The following is a 20,206-nucleotide window of genomic DNA, read 5'->3' as shown; positions in this document are numbered from 1 at the left end:
ATGACGACAGCCACAGCGGGGGGCGCCGACGCGGTGCCCCCCGCCGACAAGCATCCGTCCGGACAGTCGTCGCCGCCCTCGCCCAGACAGCCGTCCGATGCCCCGGCCGGCGGCCCGAAACGCAGCCGCAGCCGCAGAAGTGTGACCGGCACCCGCCGGGTCATCGCGGCCCTGTTCCTGGCGCCCGCGCTGGTGCTGCTGGGCGCGCTCGTGGTCTATCCGATCGTGTACTCCGTCTACCGGTCGTTCTTCGACCAGGCGGGTACGGGCTTCGCCGGACTCGACAACTACAAGGCGCTGTTCACGGACGACACCATCCGTACAGCGGTCAAGAACAACGCGATCTGGGTCGTGTTCGCGCCGACGGTCTCCACCGTACTCGGGCTGATCTTCGCGGTGCTGACGGAGCGGATCCGCTGGGGTACGGCGTTCAAGCTGATCGTCTTCATGCCGATGGCGATCTCCATGCTCGCCGCGGGCATCATCTTCCGGCTGGTGTACGACGCGGCCCCGGAGCGCGGGGTCGCCAACGCCGTATGGGTGGGTGTGCACGACACATTCGCCGAGTCGGCGGGCTATCCGAAGGCGCATCCGCTGCCCGTCCACCCGCTCAAGGCGGGCGGCGGCGGTTCGTTCGTCACCAAGGCGCCGGTACGGGCCGGGCAGCCGGTGCAGCTGCCGCTGGTCGGTGTGGCACCGGCGAAGATGCCGACGGACGCGAAGCCCGCGAAGGCCGCGGCTGCGGGGGCCGGGAAGATCACCGGTACCGCGTGGCTGGACTTCACCAGGGGCGGCGGCGGCAGACCCAATGTCATCGACGCCAAGGAGCTGGGGCTCAAGGGCATCGAGGTGGAGGCGGTCAAGGACGGCAAGGTGGTCGCCTCGACGACGGCGGCCGCGGACGGGACATTCACCCTGCCCGCTTCGGCGGACGGCGCCGAACTCCGGCTCCCCGCCTCCAACTTCAAGGAGCCGTACAACGGGGTCGAGTGGCTCGGCCCGACCCTGGTCACACCGGGGATCATCGGCTCCTACGTGTGGATGTGGGCCGGGTTCGCGATGGTGCTGATCGCCGCGGGCCTGGCGGGCCTGCCGCGTGAACTCCTGGAAGCGGCCCGGGTGGACGGTGCGAACGAGTGGCAGGTGTTCCGCCGGATCACGGTGCCGATGCTCGCGCCCGTTCTCGCGGTGGTGCTGGTCACGTTGATGATCAACGTTCTGAAGATCTTCGACCTGGTCTTCATCATCGCGCCGGGCTCCTCGCAGGACGATGCGAACGTGCTGGCGCTCCAGCTCTACCGCTCCTCGTTCGGTACGGACGCGGACCTCGGGATCGGCAGCGCCATCGCCGTGCTCCTGCTGCTGCTGGTACTCCCGGTGATGTATTTCAACGTCCGCCGGATCCGGAAGGAGGGGCGCCGATGACGACAGCGTCAAACACGGCCACGAGCCCCTGCCGGGGGTCCGGGGGTTGCCCCCCGGGACGGCACAGCAACGTCCGCCGGATCCGGAAGGAGGGGCGCCGATGACGACAGCGTCGAACACGGCCACGAGCACGACAGCCGCAACCGAACCGGTGAAGGCCGAACAGTCCCTCGGCGCACGCATCGCCGCCCGTGCCGGCGGCGGTGTGATGCGGGTCTTCCTCATCCTGGTGGGCCTGTTCTGGCTGATGCCGACCATCGGGCTGCTGCTGTCCTCGCTGCGCGGTGCGGACGACATCGCGTCGACCGGCTGGTGGAAGGTCTTCACGGCCCCGTCACAGCTCACCTTCGACAACTACTCGCGGCTGCTGGACAATTCGACCATCACCCACTCCCTCCTCAGCACGGTCATGATCACCGTCCCGGCGACCGTCCTGGTCGTCGTGATCGGTTCACTGGCCGGATACGCCTTCGCCTGGATGGAGTTCCCCGGCCGCGACTGGTGGTTCCTCGTGGTCGTGGGGCTGTTGGTGGTGCCGGTGCAGGTCGCCCTGGTCCCCGTCTCCAAGCTCTTCGGCGCGGTCGGGATCTTCGAGACGACCTTCGGTGTGATCATCTTCCACACGGCTTTCGGTCTGCCCTTCGCGATCTTCCTGCTGCGGAACTTCTTCGCGGAGATCCCGAGGGAGCTGCTGGAGGCGGCCCGGCTCGACGGGGCGGGCGAGATCCGGCTCTTCACCCGGGTCGTGATGCCGCTGGGCGGCCCGGCGATCGCCTCGCTCGGGATCTTCCAGTTCCTCTGGGTGTGGAACGACATGCTGGTCGCACTGATCTTCGCGGACTCCGGCTCCCCGCCGATCACGGTGGCCCTGCAGCAGCAGGTACGGCAGTTCGGCAACAACATCGATGTGCTGGCGCCCGGCGCCTTCGTGTCGATGGTCATTCCGCTTGCGGTCTTCTTCGCCTTCCAGCGTCAGTTCGTCTCCGGCGTGATGGCGGGCGCGGTGAAGTAGCCGCACAGCCGTACGTCAACACGGGGTGGTCCTGTTCACCGCAACAGGACCACCCCACCTGCAATTTTGCGGATTTGCCATATTTTGGCGTAACCCTGTCACCCCATCGGAAGTTTGCGGACCGCCCGCCCGCGCTGCGAACGACCCATGGATGTGTTGTGCCCCGGTTCAGTGTCATCGTGCCCGCGTACCGGGTTCAGGCGTATCTGCACGAGAGCCTGGACTCGGTGCTGACCCAGTCCTTCGAGGACTTCGAGCTCATCGCGGTTGACGACTGCTCACCCGATGCCTGCGGCGCCGTCATCGACGAGTTCGCCGCCCGCGACCAACGGGTGCGGGCCCTGCATCTGCCGGAGAACGTGGGTCTGGGCCGGGCCCGTAACGCCGGGATCGCACAGGCCACCGGCGACTATCTGATCTTCCTGGACAGCGACGACACCCTCGCCCCCGGCGCCCTGCGGGCCGTCGCCGACCGGATCGAGGAGACCGGGGAACCGGACGTCCTGGTCTACGACTACGCCCGTACGTACTGGACGGGCGAGAGCGTACGCAACACCTTCGCCGAACACCTCGCCGAGACCGGCCCCGCCACCTTCACGCTCGCCGGCCGGCCCGGGCTGCTGAAGGTCCTGATGGTCGTCTGGAACAAGGCGTACCGCCGGGCGTTCGTCGAGGCCGAGGGATTCGCCTTCCCGCCCGGCTACTACGAGGACACGCCCTGGACGTACCCGGTGCTGCTGGCCGCCCGCTCGATCGCGGTACTCGACCAGGTGTGCGTCGGCTACCGGCAGCGGCGCCGGGGCAACATCCTGGCCACCACCAGCCGCAAGCACTTCGACATCTTCGAACAGTACGACCGGGTCTTCGCGTTCATCGACGCCCGCCCCGAACTCGCGCCCTGGCGGCCGGTGATCTTCCGCAGGATGCTCGACCACTTCTGCACCCTGTTCACCACCCCCGGCCGACTGCCGCGCCGCAGCCGCGCCGAGTTCTTCCGCCGCGCCCGCGCCCATTGCGGCCGCTACCGCACTCCGGGCGCCCCCGCCCCGCGTCGCGCCCGGCTGCGCCACGGCCTGATCCGGCTGGGCGCGCACCGCACGTACCGTGCGCTGTGGACCGCGCAGTTGCTGCACGGCCGGCTGCGGAAGGTCACCACGGCTGTCCGCCGGGTGCTGCGGGCCGCCGCGCTTCAGGCGTACTACCGCATCCAGCTGCGGCTGCCCGTCCAGGCGGACCGGGCGGTGTTCGCGGCGTACTGGCACCGCGGCTACGCCTGCAATCCGGCCGCGATCGAGGCGAAGGCCCGCGAACTGGTCCCCGGCCTGCGGACCGCCTGGATCTGCCGCCCCGAGGACGCGCACACCGTGCCCACCACAACACAGCGGCTCACCCCCGGAACGTACGGCTACTGGCGGGCGCTGGCCCGCTCCAGGTATCTGGTGAACAACGTCAACTTCGACCGGCGGCTGGTCAAGCGGCGCGGCCAGGTGCTGCTCCAGACCCACCACGGCACACCGCTCAAGACCATGGGCCTCGACCTCCAGGACCGGCCCGCGGCGGCCCGCGGGATGGACTTCGGCCGGCTGCTGGCCAATGTCGACAAGTGGGATTACTCCCTCTCCGCGAACCAGCACTCCACCCTCGTCTGGGAGAAGGCCTATCCGTCGGCCTCCGCGAGCTGCGCGACACTGGAGTACGGCTATCCGCGCAACGACATCTACCAGCGGGCAACCGCCGACGACGTGGCGCGGCTGCGCGAGTCGATCGGCATCCCCGAGGGCACGCTGGCCCTGCTGTACGCGCCCACGCACCGCGACTACCGGCGCGACCAGCACATCGCGCTCGACCTGGCACGCGTGCTGCGGGTCCTCGGTCCGGGCTTTGTGATCCTGAGCCGCGCCCACTACTCGTACGGGGCTCCGCCGGTCGGCGAACCGCACCCGCGGATCATCGACGTCAGCGGCCACCCCTGCGTCGAGGCGCTCGCGCTCGCCTCGGACGTGCTGATCACGGACTACTCGTCGCTGATGTTCGACTACGCCAATCTGGACCGGCCCGTCGTCATCCACTGCGACGACCGCGAGGCGTACGAAGCGGCCCGCGGCACCTACTTCGACCTGCACTCCTGCCCGCCCGGCGCGATCGCGCACAGCGAGGACGAACTGCTCGACGTCTTCGCGACCGGCCACTGGTGCGGCACCCGCTCCGCCCGGCTGCGTGCGGCGTTCCGGGAGCGTTTCTGTCCGTACGACGACGGGCACGCGGCGGAGCGGGTGGTGCGCCGGGTCTTCCTGGGCGACACGTCCGCGCAGCCGCCCGCGATTCCTCCGGCCCGGCGGCGGCCCGCACCGGCGGCGGGCAACCCGGCGCAGGTCAAGGTCTCCGCGCCTGCGACGGCCACGGTCCCGGCGGACCGGCAGGCGTCCGCGGGCCTCGGCCTCGCCGGAGCGCGGCCCACCAACCACCCCTGAGCGCACCTCTCCCCCGTAGACCCGAGTCCGAGAAAGAGCCTGTATGCCCCGGCTGAGTGTCATCATCCCCGTCCGCCGCGCCCGAGGGCAGTTGCGCGAGTGCCTGGAGTCGGTGCTCACGCAGTCGTTCACGGACATCGAGGTGATCGGGGTCGATGACGGTTCGCCGGACGGTTCAGGGCTGCTGTTCGACGAGTTCGCCGCACGGGACGACCGGGTGCAGGCCATCCATCTGCCGCCGGGGGCCGGGCCGGACGGGCGGCGCAACGCCGGGGCCGAGCGGGCCGTCGGGGACTATCTCCTCTTCCTGGAGGGCAACTTCGTCCACCTGCCGGGCGCCCTGCAGGCCGTCGCCGACCGGCTGGACGCCGCCGGTGACCCCGAACTGCTGCTGTTCGGCCATCACAGGCGCCCGTTCCGGGGCCGTCCCCGCCCGACCCGGTCGCTGGAGCTGCTCGGCGAACTGCCCGAGGGCCGGCTCGCCCTGCTCGAACACCCCATACTCCTGGAGATTGCACCGGTCTCCTGGAACCGCGCCGTGCGCCGCATCCTCCACGAGGGCGAGAAGCTGTCCTTCCGACCGGGGCGTCACGGGGAGCGGATGTACGCACTGCAGACCCTCGCCGCGGCCGAGTCCGTCGCCGTGCTCCCCACCGCCTGCGTCGAGCACCGCGGCCGGCGCCACCTGCCCGTTCCGGCCGACGCGACAAAACCGGCGGACGGCTCGACACCGCACCAGCTCGTCGACGCGTACGCCGGTCTGATGGAGTTCGTACGGGACCGGCCGCTCCTGCATCCCGTGCGGACCCTGCTCTTCGAGCGGGCGGCCTGGGAACTCCTTTCCGGATACCCGTCGGTGACCTGGCGGCGCAGGCGCTACGTACGGTCCGTGGCGGCGTTCCACCGTGCGCACCGGCCGGAAGGGCACCGTTTCCCGGGCGGTGCCCAGGGGCTGCGGCCGAAGCTGATGGGCGGTGGCCGGTACGTCGTGCTCGGCGCCCTCGACACGGTCCTGGCCCTGCGCCGCAGTCTGCGGGCGGCGCCCGGCGCGGTCCGGGCGCGGGCCAGGCGCACCCTGTCCGCGCGCTACTACTGGTGGCAGCGCAGGCTTCCGCTGGACCCCGGGCTCGCCGTCTACGCCGCGTACTGGAACCGCGGGGTGAGCTGCAATCCGGAGGCCGTCTTCCGCAAGGCCCAGGAGCTGGCCCCACAGGTGCGCAGCGTGTGGGTGGTGTCGAAGAACCAGGTGGACGCGGTGCCCCAGGGCATCGACCACGTGGTGCCGGGAACCCGCCGCTACTGGCAGTTGCTGGCCCGTGCCACGTACTTCTTCAACAACGTCAACTTCCCCGACCATCTGGTCAAGCGCCCCGGCCAGATCCATGTGATGACCCATCACGGCACCCCGCTGAAGATCATGGGGCTCGACCAGCAGGACTATCCGGCGGCGGCCCAGGGGCTGAACTTCGACCGGCTGCTCCAGCGCGTCGACCGGTGGGACTGGAGCGTCTCCGCCAACCCGCACTCCACCGAGGTGTGGGCACGCGCCTATCCGGGCACCGCCCGGTCCCTGGAATCGGGCTATCCGCGCAATGACGTCTTCGCGACGGCGACCGACGAGCGGATCGCACAGATCCGCGAGGGCCTCGGCATCCGGCCCGGCCGGCGCGCCATCCTGTACGCGCCGACGCATCGCGACTACGAGGCGGCGTTCACCAGCCGTCTCGATCTGGTCCGCCTCTGCGAGGCGCTCGGCCCGGACACCGTGGTGCTGGTCCGCGCCCACTACTTCTACGAGGGTGCCGGGCTGCCGGAGCACCCTTCGCTCCTCGACGTCTGCGACCATCCGCGGATCGAGGAGCTGTGCCTGGCGGCGGACGCGCTGGTGACGGACTACTCGTCGGTGATGTTCGACTACGCCCATCTGGACCGGCCGATCGTGGTGCACGCCCCCGACTGGGAGACGTACCGCACGGTCCGGGGAGTCTGCTTCGATCTGCTGTCCGGGAAGCCCGGCGACACCCCCGGGGCGGTCTCCACCGATACGGACGAGCTGGCCCGGATCTTCCTCGACGGCAGCTGGCGGAGCCCGGCGAACGAGGCGCTGCGGGCCGCGTTCCGGGCCCGGTTCTGTCCGTACGACGACGGGCGCGCAGCGGAGCGGGTGGTGCGGAGGGTGTTGCTGGGGGAGCGTGTGGTGCCGGGCCCGTCCGGCGGCGTGTCCTCGAACGCTGCCGGACGGGCTTGAATCTGCTCAGCGTTACTGGCCCGCCATCACCGTGAAGAGGCCGACGACCACGAGCAGCGACCCTCCCCAGGTCCACATCGAGGTCCGCTCGTGCAGCACGGTCGCCCCGGCCAGCACGATCAGCAGATACCCGAGGGCGTTGAACGGATAGGCGATGGACAGCGGCACCTTGGCCAGGGTGGTCATCCAGGCGATGGCGGACACCGCGAAGACCACCAGGCCGAGGACGACCCAGGGGCTGGTCGCGGCGCGCACGGCGAGGGACCCGCCGCCCTGCGCGGCGGCGGCCGCGGCGCCCTTCATCCCGTGCTTGAGCATGATCTGGCCGCCCGCCGACGAGAACACGGCGAACAGCAGCAGCATCAGACTGGGGAGGGTCAAGGCCTTGCTCCTGACTGCGGCGACCGGGGTTTCGGACGTCGGGGCGGGGGTGGGACGGGGGACGGCGGCCTCAGACGCCGACCCGGTCGGCAGCGGCGTACCGTCGGTTGAGGATGTCCTGTACATCGACGTGCTCTCCAGCGATGATCGTCTCGGCCGCATGCGGGGTGAGCAGTGCGACGTGCTGATAGCCGAACAGCGTCGGCCGGATCCGGGTGAGCAGCTTCGACACCCCGCCGAGGACCGCGGGGAGCGGTCCGCCTCCGAGCAGCGCCCAGAACGGGGCTCCGGTGGAGGCGATGTGGAGGACGTCGTAGCCCGCGTTCCTGACCGTGCGGCGCAGGCTGGCCCGGGTGAAGAAGCGCAGATGCGTTTCGTCGAGGATGCCGCGCCGGTCGTAGTCGAAGACGCCGAGCGCGACCCGCAGCCGTGAGTACCAGTGGCTGAAGTTCGGTACGGAGAGCAGCACATGGCCGCCGGGCCGCAGCACGGTGGCGACCTCGGCGAGCACGCGCTCGGGGCGGGAGAGGTGCTCGATGACATCTCCGGCGACGACATAGTCGTAGTCGGTGCCGATCTCCGCGGGCAGCCCCTCCTCCAGGTCGGCGAGGTGGAAGTGGGTGCATTTCTCGCGTACGCCGGGGACTTCGACGTAGTCCACACCCGTCACTTCGTGGCCGAGGGCCTCGAGTCGCTGTGCGAACAGGCCGCCGGAGCAGCCGAGATCGAGGACCCGGCCGGGCGGGAGGCTGCGCATCTTCTCCAGGATGACGGCGTGCGAGGAACCGTCGCCCTCCTTGAATGCGTACTCGACGGGCTTGGGGATCCAGGCGCAGGTGCCGAATCCCTTGACGGCGAGCCGGTATTCGAGGACGTCCTTGACGACGTCCTTCGCGTACTTCATGCCGTTGACGTAGCAGATCTCGTCGCCGTAGTAGGTGGGGACGGGGATCTCCTTGATCCGCATTCCTTCGTTGAGCAGCTGGACGATGATCTGGGTGTCGAAGTCGAACGCGTCGGTGTTCCGGTGGATCGGCAGCCTCTTGAGTGCCGCAACGCTGTAGGCGCGGTACCCGGAGTGGAATTCGGTGAGCTGCGAGCCGAGAAGAGCGTTCTCCAGGCGGGTGAGAATGCGGTTGCCCAGCCATTTGTACACCGGCATGCCGCCCTTGAGAGCGGATCCGGATTTCATCATCCGCGAGCCGAACACGGCATCGCATTCGCCGCGTTCGATCGGTGCGACCATGTCGGGCAGCAATTCGGGAGCGTACTGTCCGTCGCCGTGCAGCAGCACGATGATGTCGAGTCCGTGCTCGGCGGCCAGCGCGTATCCGGCCTTCTGGTTTCCGCCGTATCCGAGATTCTTGGTGTGCCGCATCACCACGGTCCGCGGCAGCCCCTCCGTCTGCGACCAGCGGCAGCCTGCGGTGAAGGTCGCGTCATGGCTCGCGTCGTCGAGAATCAGGACCTCGGCGACCTTGGACCGGAAGTCTTCCGGAATGCGGTCGAGGGTCCTCTCCAGCGTCGTCTCGGCGTTGTACGCGACCACCAGGATGCCGATCCTGGGGCTCGGGCTTTCCTTCACGGGGCGTTCTCCAGTTGTGCTCGGTGCTTGGGAGGGGCGGTCAGTTGACGGGGAAGCCGGTGGGCCGCGGGGTACAGGGCGCCGGGACCGAGGTCCGCTCGGCGGGGGATTGCGGGGGTGCGGACGGCTGCGCGGCGAGGATCTTGCGGACTCCGCTGACAAGGCAGGCGGCGAGGAGGAACCAGCCGGCCTCGCCCAGATGCAGCACCGTTTCGCTCCAGCGCACGGCGGAGCGCCCCTGGTATCCGAGGACCGCCGTCAGGCCGAGCAGACAGCCGTACGCGGCGCCTTCCCAGAACCCGATGACGAACAGCCCGGCGGCCGCCCAGGTCAGGTACTGCAGGGCGGACGCGGTGGAGAGCAGCAGCAGCAGGCCCATCGTCACGGCGACGACACCGGGCAGCTGCGCGGGCCGCAGCCAGGCGAGCCAGACCCCGGCCGACACGCAGACCAGCACGAAGAGGAAGTGACCCTCGCCCTGGATGAAGGTGATGAAGGACTGCGGCAGGCCGAGCGCATCGGCGAACCGGACAAGGCCCCAGAGCCGGTAGCTGCCGCCCGCGTACTCCAGGACGTTCTCCTTGAGGCTCTGCGGCACGGTCACCAGGACCGGTCCCCAGACGAGGGCGACGAGGGCGGTGAACCCGGCGGTGAAACGGGTGAGCGCCGGCCGGCCGGAGCGCAGCGCGACGATGAACAGCGCCGGGATCACCACCACCGGGACGAACTTGACACTGATCGAGAGCGCGGCGCACAGCCCGGCGGCCAGCGGCGACCTCCGGTCCACGAGCAGATGGGCGGCGGCCAGGGCGAACGTGATGGCGACCGCGTCGGTGTTGCCGTGATAGCCGGAGGTGGCGATCAGCACGGGGCTGGCGGCCACGCCCACACCGCAGGCGACCGCCGTACCGGCCGAGCTGCGCCGACGCACGATTTCGAACACGAGGAGAGCGCAGAAGAAGTCGGCGATCGAGGCGGGTGATCTGATCAGCGTTCCGAAGGGAATTCCGAGTTCGGAGAGTTCGTGCAGACCGAGAAGTATCCAGCCGGCCAGTGGCGGATGGTTGTAGACGGGCAGCCCCGGCAGCGGCTGTTCGTAAATCCGAATGGGGCCGTACCGCACGATGGCCTCTGCGAAACCTTGAAAGATCCGCACGTCGGCCGGCCCGGGCGTATTCGCCGCGATCAGCATTCGGGTGAGGAGACCGGCGGCCGCAGCAATGAGCACCACCGCTCTCGCCCGTCGTACGTCCCAGGTTTCGCATCGCATTCGGATACCCATGAAAACAGAACGTAGCAACCCGAAGACGCCGAGCAACGCACCGATGACCACACTTACATGGCCCGCGACTTCGATGCCCTGCGTATCTGCGCAAACGTCCGAATCCCTGAATCACTCGAATGATTCAGATGAGATGTGATGACCTCGGCGCCCCTGCCCGGCCGGCACCGGAACCGGCCGGGCCGCGCGGACCACGGTCCGGCGGATCAAGGCCGGTCAGGGCCGGCCAAGGCCCTGGAGCATCCGGTCGACCACCCTCGCCGCCGCGTGTCCGTCGTCCAGGTCGCAGAAGTCCCGGAGAAATGCCTCGTACGCCTTCGCGTGTCCCCTGGTGGCCCGCTCCGGGTCGCGCAGCGCCTCGACGAGTCCGGCGGAGCCGGGGATCAGGGGGCCGGGGGCGCGGGCCTCGAAGTCGAAGCAGAAGCCGCGCAGGGTGTCGCGGTAGTGCGCCAGATCGTGGGTGTGGAAGAGCATCGGTCGGCCGGTCTGGGCGAAGTCGAACATCAGCGAGGAGTAGTCGGTGACCAACGCGTCGCTGACCAGCATCAGCTCGCCGACGTCCCCGTAGCGCGAGACGTCACGGACGAAGCCGCTGCCGCTGTCCGGGAGACGGTCGGCGACCAGATAGTGACGTCGGACCAACAGGACGGTGTCCGCGCCGAGTTCGCGTTCGGCGACGGCCAGGTCGAGCTGCAGGTCGAGGGCGTAGCGGCCGCCGCCCTGCGGCCGGTCCTCGCGCCAGGTCGGCGCGTACAGCACGACCCGCTTGCCCTCGGGGATGCCGAGCCGCTCCCGTACCGCCGCGGCGACCTTGGTCCGGTCCGAGGCATGGAACAGGTCGTTGCGGGGATAGCCGCACTCCAGGACCTCGCCCCGGTAGCCGAACGAGCGCCGCAGGACGGGGGTGGAGAAGCGGTTCGGGGAGACCAGGACGCTCCACTGGCGGGCGCGCCGCTCGATGGTGGCGATATAGGCGGTGTTGGCCTGGGCGGTGCCCGCGAGGTCGAGACCGATGCGCTTGAGGGGGGTGCCGTGCCAGGTCTGGACGACGCACTGGCCCTCGCGCCGCTCGAACCACTCCGGCAGCTGGGTGTTGGTGACGATGCAACGGCTGCGGGCCAGCGCCTCGTGCCAGGCGGCGGAGCCGTGCTCGACGGCCGTGGCTCCCGCCGGAATACGGGCCTGCTGGTCGCGCACCACCCACATATGCTCCGACCCGGCTCCCCGCCGTGCCACTTCCTCATGGATCGCGCGCGGCGAGTCGGAGTACTGGCGGCCGTCGAAGCTGCTGTAGAGCACGGTGTCGCGCAGAGGTGCCATGCGCAGGCCCCGGTATGCCTCGCGCAGCAGCCGCTTGCCGCGCGCACCGCGTTCCGCGGCGGTGAGCACCGATGCGCAGTTGATCAGCAGCTGGTCGTGGAAGCGCCGTTCGATGAGGTACTCCCGGCCCGCGAGGGAGCGGGCGGCGGGCAGGGTGCGGTGGGCGGCGGCCGGGATGCGCAGCGGGGCGTCGTACGCGTCGTCCCTCGCACCCTTCTCGCGGAGGAAGAGGTACCAGTGGCCCTGGCCCAGCGGCAGTTTCCCACCGGGTCCCCCTACGGCGTCCGGCCGGAGCGCGGCCCTGAACCGCCGCGCCCCGACGGCCCCGGAGGAGGTGAGGGGGAAGACGGCCTCCTCGCCGTGTCCGCTGTGCCGGGCCACCAGCTCGACGGGCCGTTCCGGGTCGTCGGGGAAGGTGCCCTCCAGGAGGAGCTGTCCGTCCTCCGTCCAGGTCGCCAGGTCGACGGCGGGTTGTACGGTGCGGTCGCTGATCAGCAGATTGCCGCGGGAGCTTGCGGTCAGACCGAGTTCGCGCCGATGGTCGCCGTCCCTGCCCAGCGGGTAGCGGCCCGGCAGTACAGGCCCCGGCACATCGATCGGTGTCCTGCGCCCGTCCGGGCCGACGAGCTGGAGGCTGTACGGCAGTTGTGCGGGCGCCGCCCCCTCCCCCGCTGCCTGCCGGGCGTCGGCGAAGGCTCCGAGCGGGACATCGGCTGTGAAACGCCGCCACCCCGCAGCCGAGGGCACCGCCCCCTCGTGCACGGTCACCGGACAGTCGAAGGAGGTACCGGAGGCCCGGTGGGTGAGTGCGAGGCGCAACGGTCCCTTGCCGAGACGGTCGCGGATCATCCCGTCGATCACCACGGTGCCTGCGCCGCCGCCCGTGCCGCCCTCGCGGTGTGTCTCGAAGCGGGCATCGATCCGCTCGGCGTGCAGCACGAGCCTGCCGCTCTCGAAGGCGGGCACGATCCGGTGGTCGCCGTCGGGCCGGTGCACGGGTGGCGGTGCGGCCGCCTCGCTCGTCGAGAGGCCGGAGCGGCGCAGCATGCCGTGCCCGGCGATGCCGATCTCCAGGCGCCAGGTGAGCCGTTCGAGGCTGCCGGCCGCATCGATGCGGAGCCTGGCCGGGTCGATGACGGTCTCGAAGCCGGACCGGCCGTAGTCGTGCAGGCTCTGCCGCGACCGGACGGTGGCCTCGGGTTCGGCGACCGTGCGCAGCCGCAGCGGCAGCACATGCCGTCGTCCCGCCCGCAGCCAGCCGGCCCGGAACTCGCTGCCGCGCGTGGTGGCGGGCAGATTCCGGATGTACGCGTACCCCTTGAGGTGCAGCTTGCCGCCCCGCCAGTGGGCGTCCCGCAGCCGGGCGGTGAGCGGCAGATCCCGGTCGGTGACCCGCAGCACCGAGCGCGGCACCGGCCGGACGAGGGCGGGGAAGAAGGCGCTGCGGCGCCGCACGCCCCGTACCGCGAATGCTCCCGGCTCGGCCTTGTCGAAGGCGAGCAGGGCCAGCAGTTCGTCGGTCCGCCGTTCGCGCACGAGGTACCACATCAGGCGCAGCCGCAGCGGGAGCGCGTCGAGGACGGCCGGGTCGACCTGGTCGGTGAACTCGTTCGCGTAGGTGAGGAAGGCACGCCGGTACTCCTCGTCGCCGTCGGGCAGCGCCTCCATGAAGTACCAGAGGTCGTTGGCGAGGACGTGCGCCTCGTACTGCCGTTTGTCGGCGGCACCGCGGTGCTCGTCGAGGAAGGTGGAGACGCCCAGCACGTGCGAGGCCCGGTCCTGGATACCGCGGACGACGGCCCGACGGGTGGTGATCGAGCCCGCCCGGTCGCGCCAGTGGTAGACCGCGTCCTTCAGCACATCGACGGAGCGGGCCAGGAAGTGGGCGGGCAGGACGACCGGGATGTCCTCGTAGAGGGCGCCGACCGGGAAGGCGAAGGCGTGCTCGTCCCAGAAGGACCGGCGGAAGACCTTGTTGCAGGCGATCCGGTCGGCGGCGAGGTCCCAGTCGCGGGAGATGTGGGTGCGCAGCCGGGTCGTCGCCATGGGCTTGCGGAAGTTGGGCGACTGCTGGAGCTTTCCGGAGGCCCGCAGCCGCAGCACATTGCCGGACGCGATGTCCGAGCCGGTCTCCTCCAGGGCGCCGACGAGAAGTTCGTACGCGCGGGGCGGGAGCACGTCGTCGCTGTCGACGAAAGCGAGATGGCGGGCACCCGGGTCGCAGTTGCGGACCCCGGTGTTGCGGGCGTGCCCGAGTCCGCCGTTCTCCTGGCTCACCAGCCGGAACCTGCCGTCCTGTTCGGCGAACTCGGCGGCCAGGACCGCACTGTTGTCGGTGGACCCGTCGTCGACCATCACCACCTCCAGGTCGGCCATGGTCTGCTCCGCGAGGGACTTCAGGCAGTCCGTCAGATAGAGCTCGACGTTGTGGACGGGTACGACGACACTGAGCCGTGGCGGCATGTTGAGCACGTCCGTTCATCGGGGGCCTGGTTGTCCGTATGGCTCAACCCCGTGCAGGGCCGGGGGTCACCGGTTGCGGTCTTTCCCGAACGGGTGACATCGGCTGCGCCGCGCTTACTCCCTGTCGCTCAGGAACAGCCGCCGCACCACGCGCTCGGCCGCGTGTCCGTCGTCGTACGGACAGAAGCGCACCCGGAACGCCGCCCGCAGCTCCGCTGTCCGCGCCGAGCGCCACTCGCCCGTCCTGAACAGTTCCAGCAGCTCGTCCTCGTCGCTGGCGACCGCGCCCGGGGTGTCGCCGGGGCGTCCGGACAGCAGATCGAAGTAGGTGCCGCGCGAGGCCCGGTAGGCGGCCCAGTCCGGGGCGTGGCTGATGATCGGGCGGTCCAGGCAGGCGTAGTCGAACATCAGCGACGAGTAGTCGGTGATCAACGCGTCGGAGACCAGGCAGAGTTCCTCGACGGACGGATATGCGGTCACGTCCACCACCCGGGCGCCGTCCAGCTGCGCCGAGCGGCCGTAGAAGTAGTGCGCCCGGACCAGCACGACGTAGTCCGGTCCGAGTTCGCGGGCGAGTCGTTCCAGGTCGAGGTGGGGGACGAAACCCTTGTGGTAGTCGCGATGGGTGGGCGCGTACAGCAGGACCGTGCGGTCCGGGGCGAGGGAGAGTCGCTGCCGGATCGCGGCGGTCTGCTCGGGGGTGGCGGTGAAGAAGATGTCGTTGCGCGGGTAGCCGAGGTTCAGATGCTCGTAGCCGGACGGGTAGACACGGTCCCAGATCTCGGTGGTGTGCGGGTTGGCGGAGAGGGAGAAGTCCCACTGGTCGGCGTGGGCGACGATCTTCTCGAAGCTGATGCCGTTGGTGAGGGCCGGGTAGGCGCGCTGGTCCAGGCCCATGGTCTTCAGCGGGGTGCCGTGGTGGGTCTGGAGATACCGCTGGCCGGGGCGTTTGGTGAAGCCGCCGGGGAAGCTGGAGTTGTTGATCAGGTACGTGGCGGTGGCCATCGCCCGCCAGTAGGCGCGGGAGCCCTCGATGACGTACGGGATGCCGGGCGGCATCCGGTCGCGGTGACGGGAGGAGACGGCCCAGACGCCCCGGATGTGCGGGGCGAGTTCGAGGGCCTTGGCGTGGATCGCGGCCGGGTTGCAGGCGACTCCTCGGTTCCAATAGGCCCCGTACACCGCGAGGTCGGGGTCCAGGGGGCGGAGCAGATCCGTTCGGTAGGCGGCGCGCATGACGCGGGCCCGGAGCGTCTTCTTGCCGTGGCGCAGGGCGGCCCGGGCGCGGGTGCGGCCGGTGCGGACGGCTTCCCGGGCGCGGTGGACGGCGTAGTTGCCGGGGAGGGCCGCGGCGCGGTGGAAGGCGGCGCGGTCCTCGGGGGCGGTCCGGCCGGGGTCGGCGAGGACGGCACGCAGGTGGTGGGTGCGCGCCGCCCGGATCCGTGGGTCGTGGCCCGTCTCGGCGAGCAGCCGTTCGTATGCGTCGAGGATCGCGAAGTGGTGGCGTCCCGGGGTGGTGGCGAAGGTGCCGGAGCGGCGGATGCGGTGGCGGACACAGATCCGGTCGAGGGTGTCGAGTGTGCCGGCGTCGGAGGCGAGGAGGGTGGCACGGTGAACGGGCAGGACGTCCTCATAGGGGCCGTCGGTGAAGTGGAGACCGTGCGCGGTCCAGAAGGCGCGGCGGAAGAGGCGCGGGACGGCGGTGGAGAAGCCCTCGGCAACGGACGCCGGGGACGGGATGACGGATGCCGGGGACGAGACGTCCCCCCACCAGTCGATGCGGTCGTGTCCGAGGAGGAGCACGTCCGGTTCGCTCGCGGCCAGCCGGCCGGTGATCGCTTCCAGGGCGCCCGGGCGCAGCAGGTCGTCGCCGTCGAGGAAGAGGAGATAGCGCCCCCGTGCCTCTGCCGCCCCGGCGTTGCGGGCCGGACCCGCCCCGCGGTGCTCGGCGAGGGTGATCACCCTGATCCTCGGGTCGCGCGCCGCGAACTCGGCGGCGATCTCGGCGCTGCCGTCCCTCGACCCGTCGTCGACGACGAGAAGCTCCGAATCAACGGGGCCCTGGCCCAGCACGGAGTCCAGGCTCGCCCTGAGATATCCCTGAACGCGGTGGACGGGCACGACAACACTGAGGAGCATGGCAGCCGAGGGTAATCGCGCACCCACCGCGCACCGAATCGCGTGTTCACCCGTTCGGGGCAGTGCCGGTGACCAGGCGCGTCCGCCCCGGTTGACCTGGCATGAAGCCGCGCCTCAGTGTCGTCGTCCCGGTCCACAACGTCGAGGACTATCTGGAGGACTGCCTGCGGTCAGTGGCCGAACAGTCGGTCTCCGACATCGAGGTGGTCCTCGTCGACGACGGTTCGACGGACGGCAGCGCGGCCCTCGCCAGGGCGTTCGCCGCCCGCGACCGCCGCTTCCGCTACGTCCGTCAGCCCAACGCGGGGCTGAGCGCGGCCCGCAACACCGGCGTGCGGCACACCACGGCGGACGTGCCGTATCTGGCGTTCGTCGACAGCGACGACATCGTCGTCCACGACGCCTACGAACAGATGCTGGCGTCACTGGAGTCGACCGGCTCCGACCTCGCGACCGGCAATGTGTGGCGGCTGAACGAGCAAGGGCGGCAGCAGGCCTGGCAGTACCGCTGGCTGACCGCCACCCGGGCCCGCACCCACATCAGCCGCGATCCGCGACTGCTCGCCGACCGGGTCGCCTGGAACAAGGTGTTCCGGCGCTCCTTCTGGGACCGGCACGCCTTCGCCTTCCCGGAGGGGAAGCTCTACGAGGACACCCCGGTGATGATCCCGGCGCACTTCCTCGCGGGCTCGGTCGATGTACTGCACAAGCATGTCTACTACTGGCGGGTCCGGGAGGGGTCGATCACCCGGCGGCGTACGGATGTGCAGGGCGTACGGGACCGTATCTCGGCGTGCGAGCAGGTCAGCGCGTTCCTGGCGGGCCGGGGCGGGGTGGCGAACGGCGGTGCGCGGCGCCGCTACGACCTCTCGTGCCTGCGCGACGACTTCGTGTACTTCCTGGAGGGGCTCGCGATGGGCGGGCCCGAGTACCGGGATGCGTTCATGGCGGACGCGGGGGCGTTCCTGGACCGGATGGAGCGGATGGACGGGGCGGCCAGGTCGGGCCGGGCAGTGGCCCATGAACTGCCGGTGGAGCTGCGGATCAAGTGGCAGCTGGTGAAGGAGCGCAGGCTTGCGGAGCTGCTGGCCGTGCTCGCCTTCGAACGGGCCAACGGCGCCGGAACGTTCACGGTCGGCGGCGTGCCGGGGCGGCGGCAGGCCGGTTTCCCCGGCATTCCGGACAGCACCCGCCTCGCGCGTACCGATCTCCCGGCCGTGGCACGGCTGTTGGAGGCCCAGTGGGGCGACGACGGGAAGCTGCTGCTGCGCGGTTACGCGTACATCCGCAATCTGCCGGCCGCGGCTCCGCGCCACTCGCTGAAGGTGGGCATGGTGCGCGCGACCCGCGGTCAGCATCTGCGGACGGTGCCGGTGCGGAACGTTCCCGCACCCGAGGCGACCATCAACTCCGGCCAGCAGGTGCATAGTTACGATAACGCGGGTTTCGAGTTGACTCTCGACCCGCGTCGGCTGCGGCCCGGCGGCTGGATGGTGGGCATGATGGTGGCCGCTCATGGCACGGCCCGCCGGGTGGCGGTGCGGGCCGTGGAGGCGGGGTCCGTACAGCCGCTCGTCCATGACCTGGGCGAGGGACGGCGGGCGGTGCTCGACTACCTGGACGGGCGGCTGAGGCTGACCCTGGCGCAACTGCCGGCCCGGTGCGAGGACCGTCGCATCGGCGAGGAGCTGGAGTTGACCGGCCGGCTGTACGGGGGCGCCCGGCCGAAGGCCCTGGTGCTGACCTGCGAAGGGGTGGCTGACCAGGAGTTCGGCCACCCGGTCGAGTGCCGGGCCGACGGCCGTTTCGCGGTACGGATTCCGCTCACCGACCTCGCCGGGATGGCGGCCGCACCACAGGCGCCGCACCGGGCGCCCCGCGAGGTCGAGCCGGAGCCCGGCGGGCGGTGGCGGGCGCGGCTGGTGCTGGCGGACGGGTCGAGGGTGCCGCTGGCCGCGGCCCCGGAGGCGGCGCCGCCGGTCGTGGCCGATGCGGTGGGCGAGCTGGTGCTGGACCTGAGCGGGCAGCCGTTCGTGGACGGGGCGGCGTGGACGTCGGACGGTGCGCTGCGGGTGGAGGGGGTGACCGGCGCCGGAACGGGCGTACGGGAGGAGGAAGGTCCGACCCACCTCGTACTGCGGCACGAGGCACTGCGCGAGACGGTGACGGTCCCCGTCACACATGAGGAGCCGCGCGCGGCAACGTACGGGGAAGCACGCGCGGGTACGCCCGAAGTGGCTTACGAGGGAACTTACGAGGGGTGCCGCTTCACCGCGTTCCTCGCGCCCTCGGTGGCCGCGGGGCTGCACGAGGGCCGCTGGGACGCGTATCTGGGCGGCCGGCCGGTCCGTGTGCTGACCGCACTCACCGCCCGTCTGCCGCTCCGGCGCACGGCGGCGGACTCCACGGCCCCCGCACCCGGCCGGGAGTTCGCCCTGGACCGCAGGTTCGGCGACCGGCTGACCGTGCAGGCCGGACCGGTACTCGCGGTCGCCGAGCGGGGTGCGTACCGCCGGGCCGAACTGCGCGGCACGCACTATCCGGCCCGGCGCGCACTGCCGCTGCGGGACGCCGTCCTCTACACGGGCGGCGCCTCACCGCGCGCCGTCCACGCCGAACTCCTGCGCCGGGGCGTGGAGTCGGAGCACCTCTGGGTCACCGACGGGCTCCACGGACACATCCCGTCCGCCACCGTCCCGGTCATCGAACACAGCGCCGCCTGGTACGAGGCGCTGGCGCGGTCCCGCCGGATCGTCACCGCCGACCAGCTGCCCGAGTGGTTCGAGCGGCGGCCCGGCCAGACCGTCGTGCAGACCTGGCACGGCACCCCGCTCGGCCGCTTCGGCACGGATCTGGGCGGCACCCTGTACGCCGACCACCACCAGCTCGCCTCGCTGCCGCGCCGGGCGGCCCAGTGGTCCGTCCTGGTCTCCCCCAGCCGCCACTCCACCCCGCTGCTGCGCCGCGCGCTCGGCTACGGGGGCGAGGTCCTGGAGGCGGGTTCCCCCGCCAACGATCTGCTCTTCTCGGCTGACCGGGCCAAGACCGCCGAGCGGGTACGGCGCAGGCTCGGCATCCCGGACGGCCGCCGGGTCGTGCTGTACGCGCCGACCTACCGTGACCAGCTGGCCCACCCGTCCGGCACCGGTGGCGAGCGGCCCCGCTACCGCTGGGATCCGGCGCTCGACCTGGCGGCGCTGGCGCGGTCCCTCGGCGACGGCCACACCGTGCTGGTGCGGCGCCATCCACAGGTGACCGGGAGCGTGCCCGAAGGACACGGCGTACGCGATGTGTCGGCGCACCCGGACACCGCGGAGCTGCTGCTGATCGCCGATGTACTGGTCACGGACTATTCGGGGCTGATGTTCGACTACGCGCACACGGGCCGTCCGATGCTCTTCCACACCTACGACCTGGAGCACTACCGCGACACGGTGCGCGGTTTCTGTCTGGACTTCGAGACCCGGGCGCCGGGGCCGCTGCTCGTCGGCACAAACGAGATCGCCGGGGTCCTGCGCGACGCCGGCGCCCTGACCGCGTCGGCGGCCCGGCACGCGGAGGCGTACGAGAGTTTCCGCCGGGACTTCTGCGACCTGGACGACGGCGGGGCGGCGGCGCGGGTCGCGGACCGGCTGCTCGCCGAGGGGTTGTGAGCTGCTGTCGGTTTACTGAGCTGAAGTGAGTCGTGGTGAGCGGGAGTGAGTCCTGGCGGTGGTTCGGGGGGTGGGAACGGGGGTTCGTTCGGGATGCGCCCAGTACGCGGCAGTGGGTCCAAGACTCACTTGGACCGACCGGCACATGGGGGGTGGGAGAAGGAGCGGGGCTGGGTGCGTGCAGCTGCAAGGCGGAGGAGGGAGGCAACGCGAAGGGGGTCCCCCCA

Annotated in this window: 10 protein-coding genes; 5 read left to right on the top strand and 5 right to left on the bottom strand. The window is 70.8% G+C overall.

The window, feature by feature from the left end:
- From ACIPEK_RS00050 to ACIPEK_RS00035, 4 genes are all read left to right on the top strand, one after another.
- Positions 1-1,425, top strand: coding sequence for a carbohydrate ABC transporter permease (locus ACIPEK_RS00050; RefSeq protein ID WP_401989378.1), 1,425 nt, complete (start codon positions 1-3; stop codon positions 1,423-1,425).
- Positions 1,426-1,525: 100 nt separating this feature from the next.
- Complete coding sequence (locus ACIPEK_RS00045) at positions 1,526-2,437, top strand: carbohydrate ABC transporter permease (RefSeq protein ID WP_327274903.1); 912 nt, start codon at positions 1,526-1,528, stop codon at positions 2,435-2,437.
- A 158-nt stretch (positions 2,438-2,595) separates the two neighbouring features.
- Positions 2,596-4,908 carry a CDP-glycerol glycerophosphotransferase family protein gene (locus tag ACIPEK_RS00040; RefSeq protein WP_401989377.1) on the top strand — a complete coding sequence of 771 codons (2,313 nt, stop codon included), beginning with the start codon at positions 2,596-2,598 and terminating at the stop codon, positions 4,906-4,908.
- 43 nt (positions 4,909-4,951) lie between these two features.
- A complete protein-coding gene (locus tag ACIPEK_RS00035) occupies positions 4,952-7,156 on the top strand; it encodes a CDP-glycerol glycerophosphotransferase family protein (RefSeq protein WP_401989376.1) in 2,205 nt (734 codons plus the stop codon).
- 12 nt (positions 7,157-7,168) lie between these two features.
- On the opposite strand, the gene ACIPEK_RS00030 is transcribed toward ACIPEK_RS00035, so the two are convergent.
- The 5 genes from ACIPEK_RS00030 to ACIPEK_RS00010 form a co-directional block, all read right to left on the bottom strand.
- Entirely contained in the window at positions 7,169-7,537 is a 369-nt protein-coding gene (locus ACIPEK_RS00030) for a hypothetical protein (RefSeq protein ID WP_383071781.1), read from the bottom strand.
- Positions 7,538-7,607: 70 nt separating this feature from the next.
- Positions 7,608-9,122: a methyltransferase domain-containing protein gene (locus tag ACIPEK_RS00025; RefSeq protein ID WP_401989375.1), complete on the bottom strand. Its 1,515-nt coding sequence runs from the start codon at positions 9,120-9,122 to the stop codon at positions 7,608-7,610.
- A gap of 40 nt (positions 9,123-9,162) precedes the next feature.
- Positions 9,163-10,404: a glycosyltransferase family 39 protein gene (locus ACIPEK_RS00020; protein WP_401989374.1), complete on the bottom strand. Its 1,242-nt coding sequence runs from the start codon at positions 10,402-10,404 to the stop codon at positions 9,163-9,165.
- Between the two features lie 216 nt (positions 10,405-10,620).
- Positions 10,621-14,187 carry a CDP-glycerol glycerophosphotransferase family protein gene (locus ACIPEK_RS00015; RefSeq protein ID WP_401989373.1) on the bottom strand — a complete coding sequence of 1,189 codons (3,567 nt, stop codon included), beginning with the start codon at positions 14,185-14,187 and terminating at the stop codon, positions 10,621-10,623.
- Positions 14,188-14,301: 114 nt separating this feature from the next.
- Positions 14,302-16,326: a CDP-glycerol glycerophosphotransferase family protein gene (locus ACIPEK_RS00010; protein ID WP_401989372.1), complete on the bottom strand. Its 2,025-nt coding sequence runs from the start codon at positions 16,324-16,326 to the stop codon at positions 14,302-14,304.
- 101 nt (positions 16,327-16,427) lie between these two features.
- Here ACIPEK_RS00010 and ACIPEK_RS00005 point away from each other — a divergent pair, with 101 nt between their 5' ends.
- Entirely contained in the window at positions 16,428-19,979 is a 3,552-nt protein-coding gene (locus tag ACIPEK_RS00005) for a CDP-glycerol glycerophosphotransferase family protein (RefSeq protein WP_401989371.1), read from the top strand.
- Positions 19,980-20,206 lie beyond the last annotated feature (227 nt).

Source organism: Streptomyces sp. NPDC088246, assembly GCF_044741025.1.
GTDB lineage: Bacteria > Actinomycetota > Actinomycetes > Streptomycetales > Streptomycetaceae > Streptomyces.
This window is presented reverse-complemented; position numbering and strand designations above follow the sequence as displayed.

Coding starts and splice junctions, on each gene's coding strand:
- ACIPEK_RS00005 (WP_401989371.1), top strand. CDS start 16,428: ATGAAGCCGCGCCTCAGTGTCGTCGTCCCGGTCCACAACGTCGAGGAC.
- ACIPEK_RS00050 (WP_401989378.1), top strand. CDS start 1: ATGACGACAGCCACAGCGGGGGGCGCCGACGCGGTGCCCCCCGCCGAC.
- ACIPEK_RS00045 (WP_327274903.1), top strand. CDS start 1,526: ATGACGACAGCGTCGAACACGGCCACGAGCACGACAGCCGCAACCGAA.
- ACIPEK_RS00020 (WP_401989374.1), bottom strand. CDS start 10,404: ATGGGTATCCGAATGCGATGCGAAACCTGGGACGTACGACGGGCGAGA.
- ACIPEK_RS00015 (WP_401989373.1), bottom strand. CDS start 14,187: ATGCCGCCACGGCTCAGTGTCGTCGTACCCGTCCACAACGTCGAGCTC.
- ACIPEK_RS00035 (WP_401989376.1), top strand. CDS start 4,952: ATGCCCCGGCTGAGTGTCATCATCCCCGTCCGCCGCGCCCGAGGGCAG.
- ACIPEK_RS00010 (WP_401989372.1), bottom strand. CDS start 16,326: ATGCTCCTCAGTGTTGTCGTGCCCGTCCACCGCGTTCAGGGATATCTC.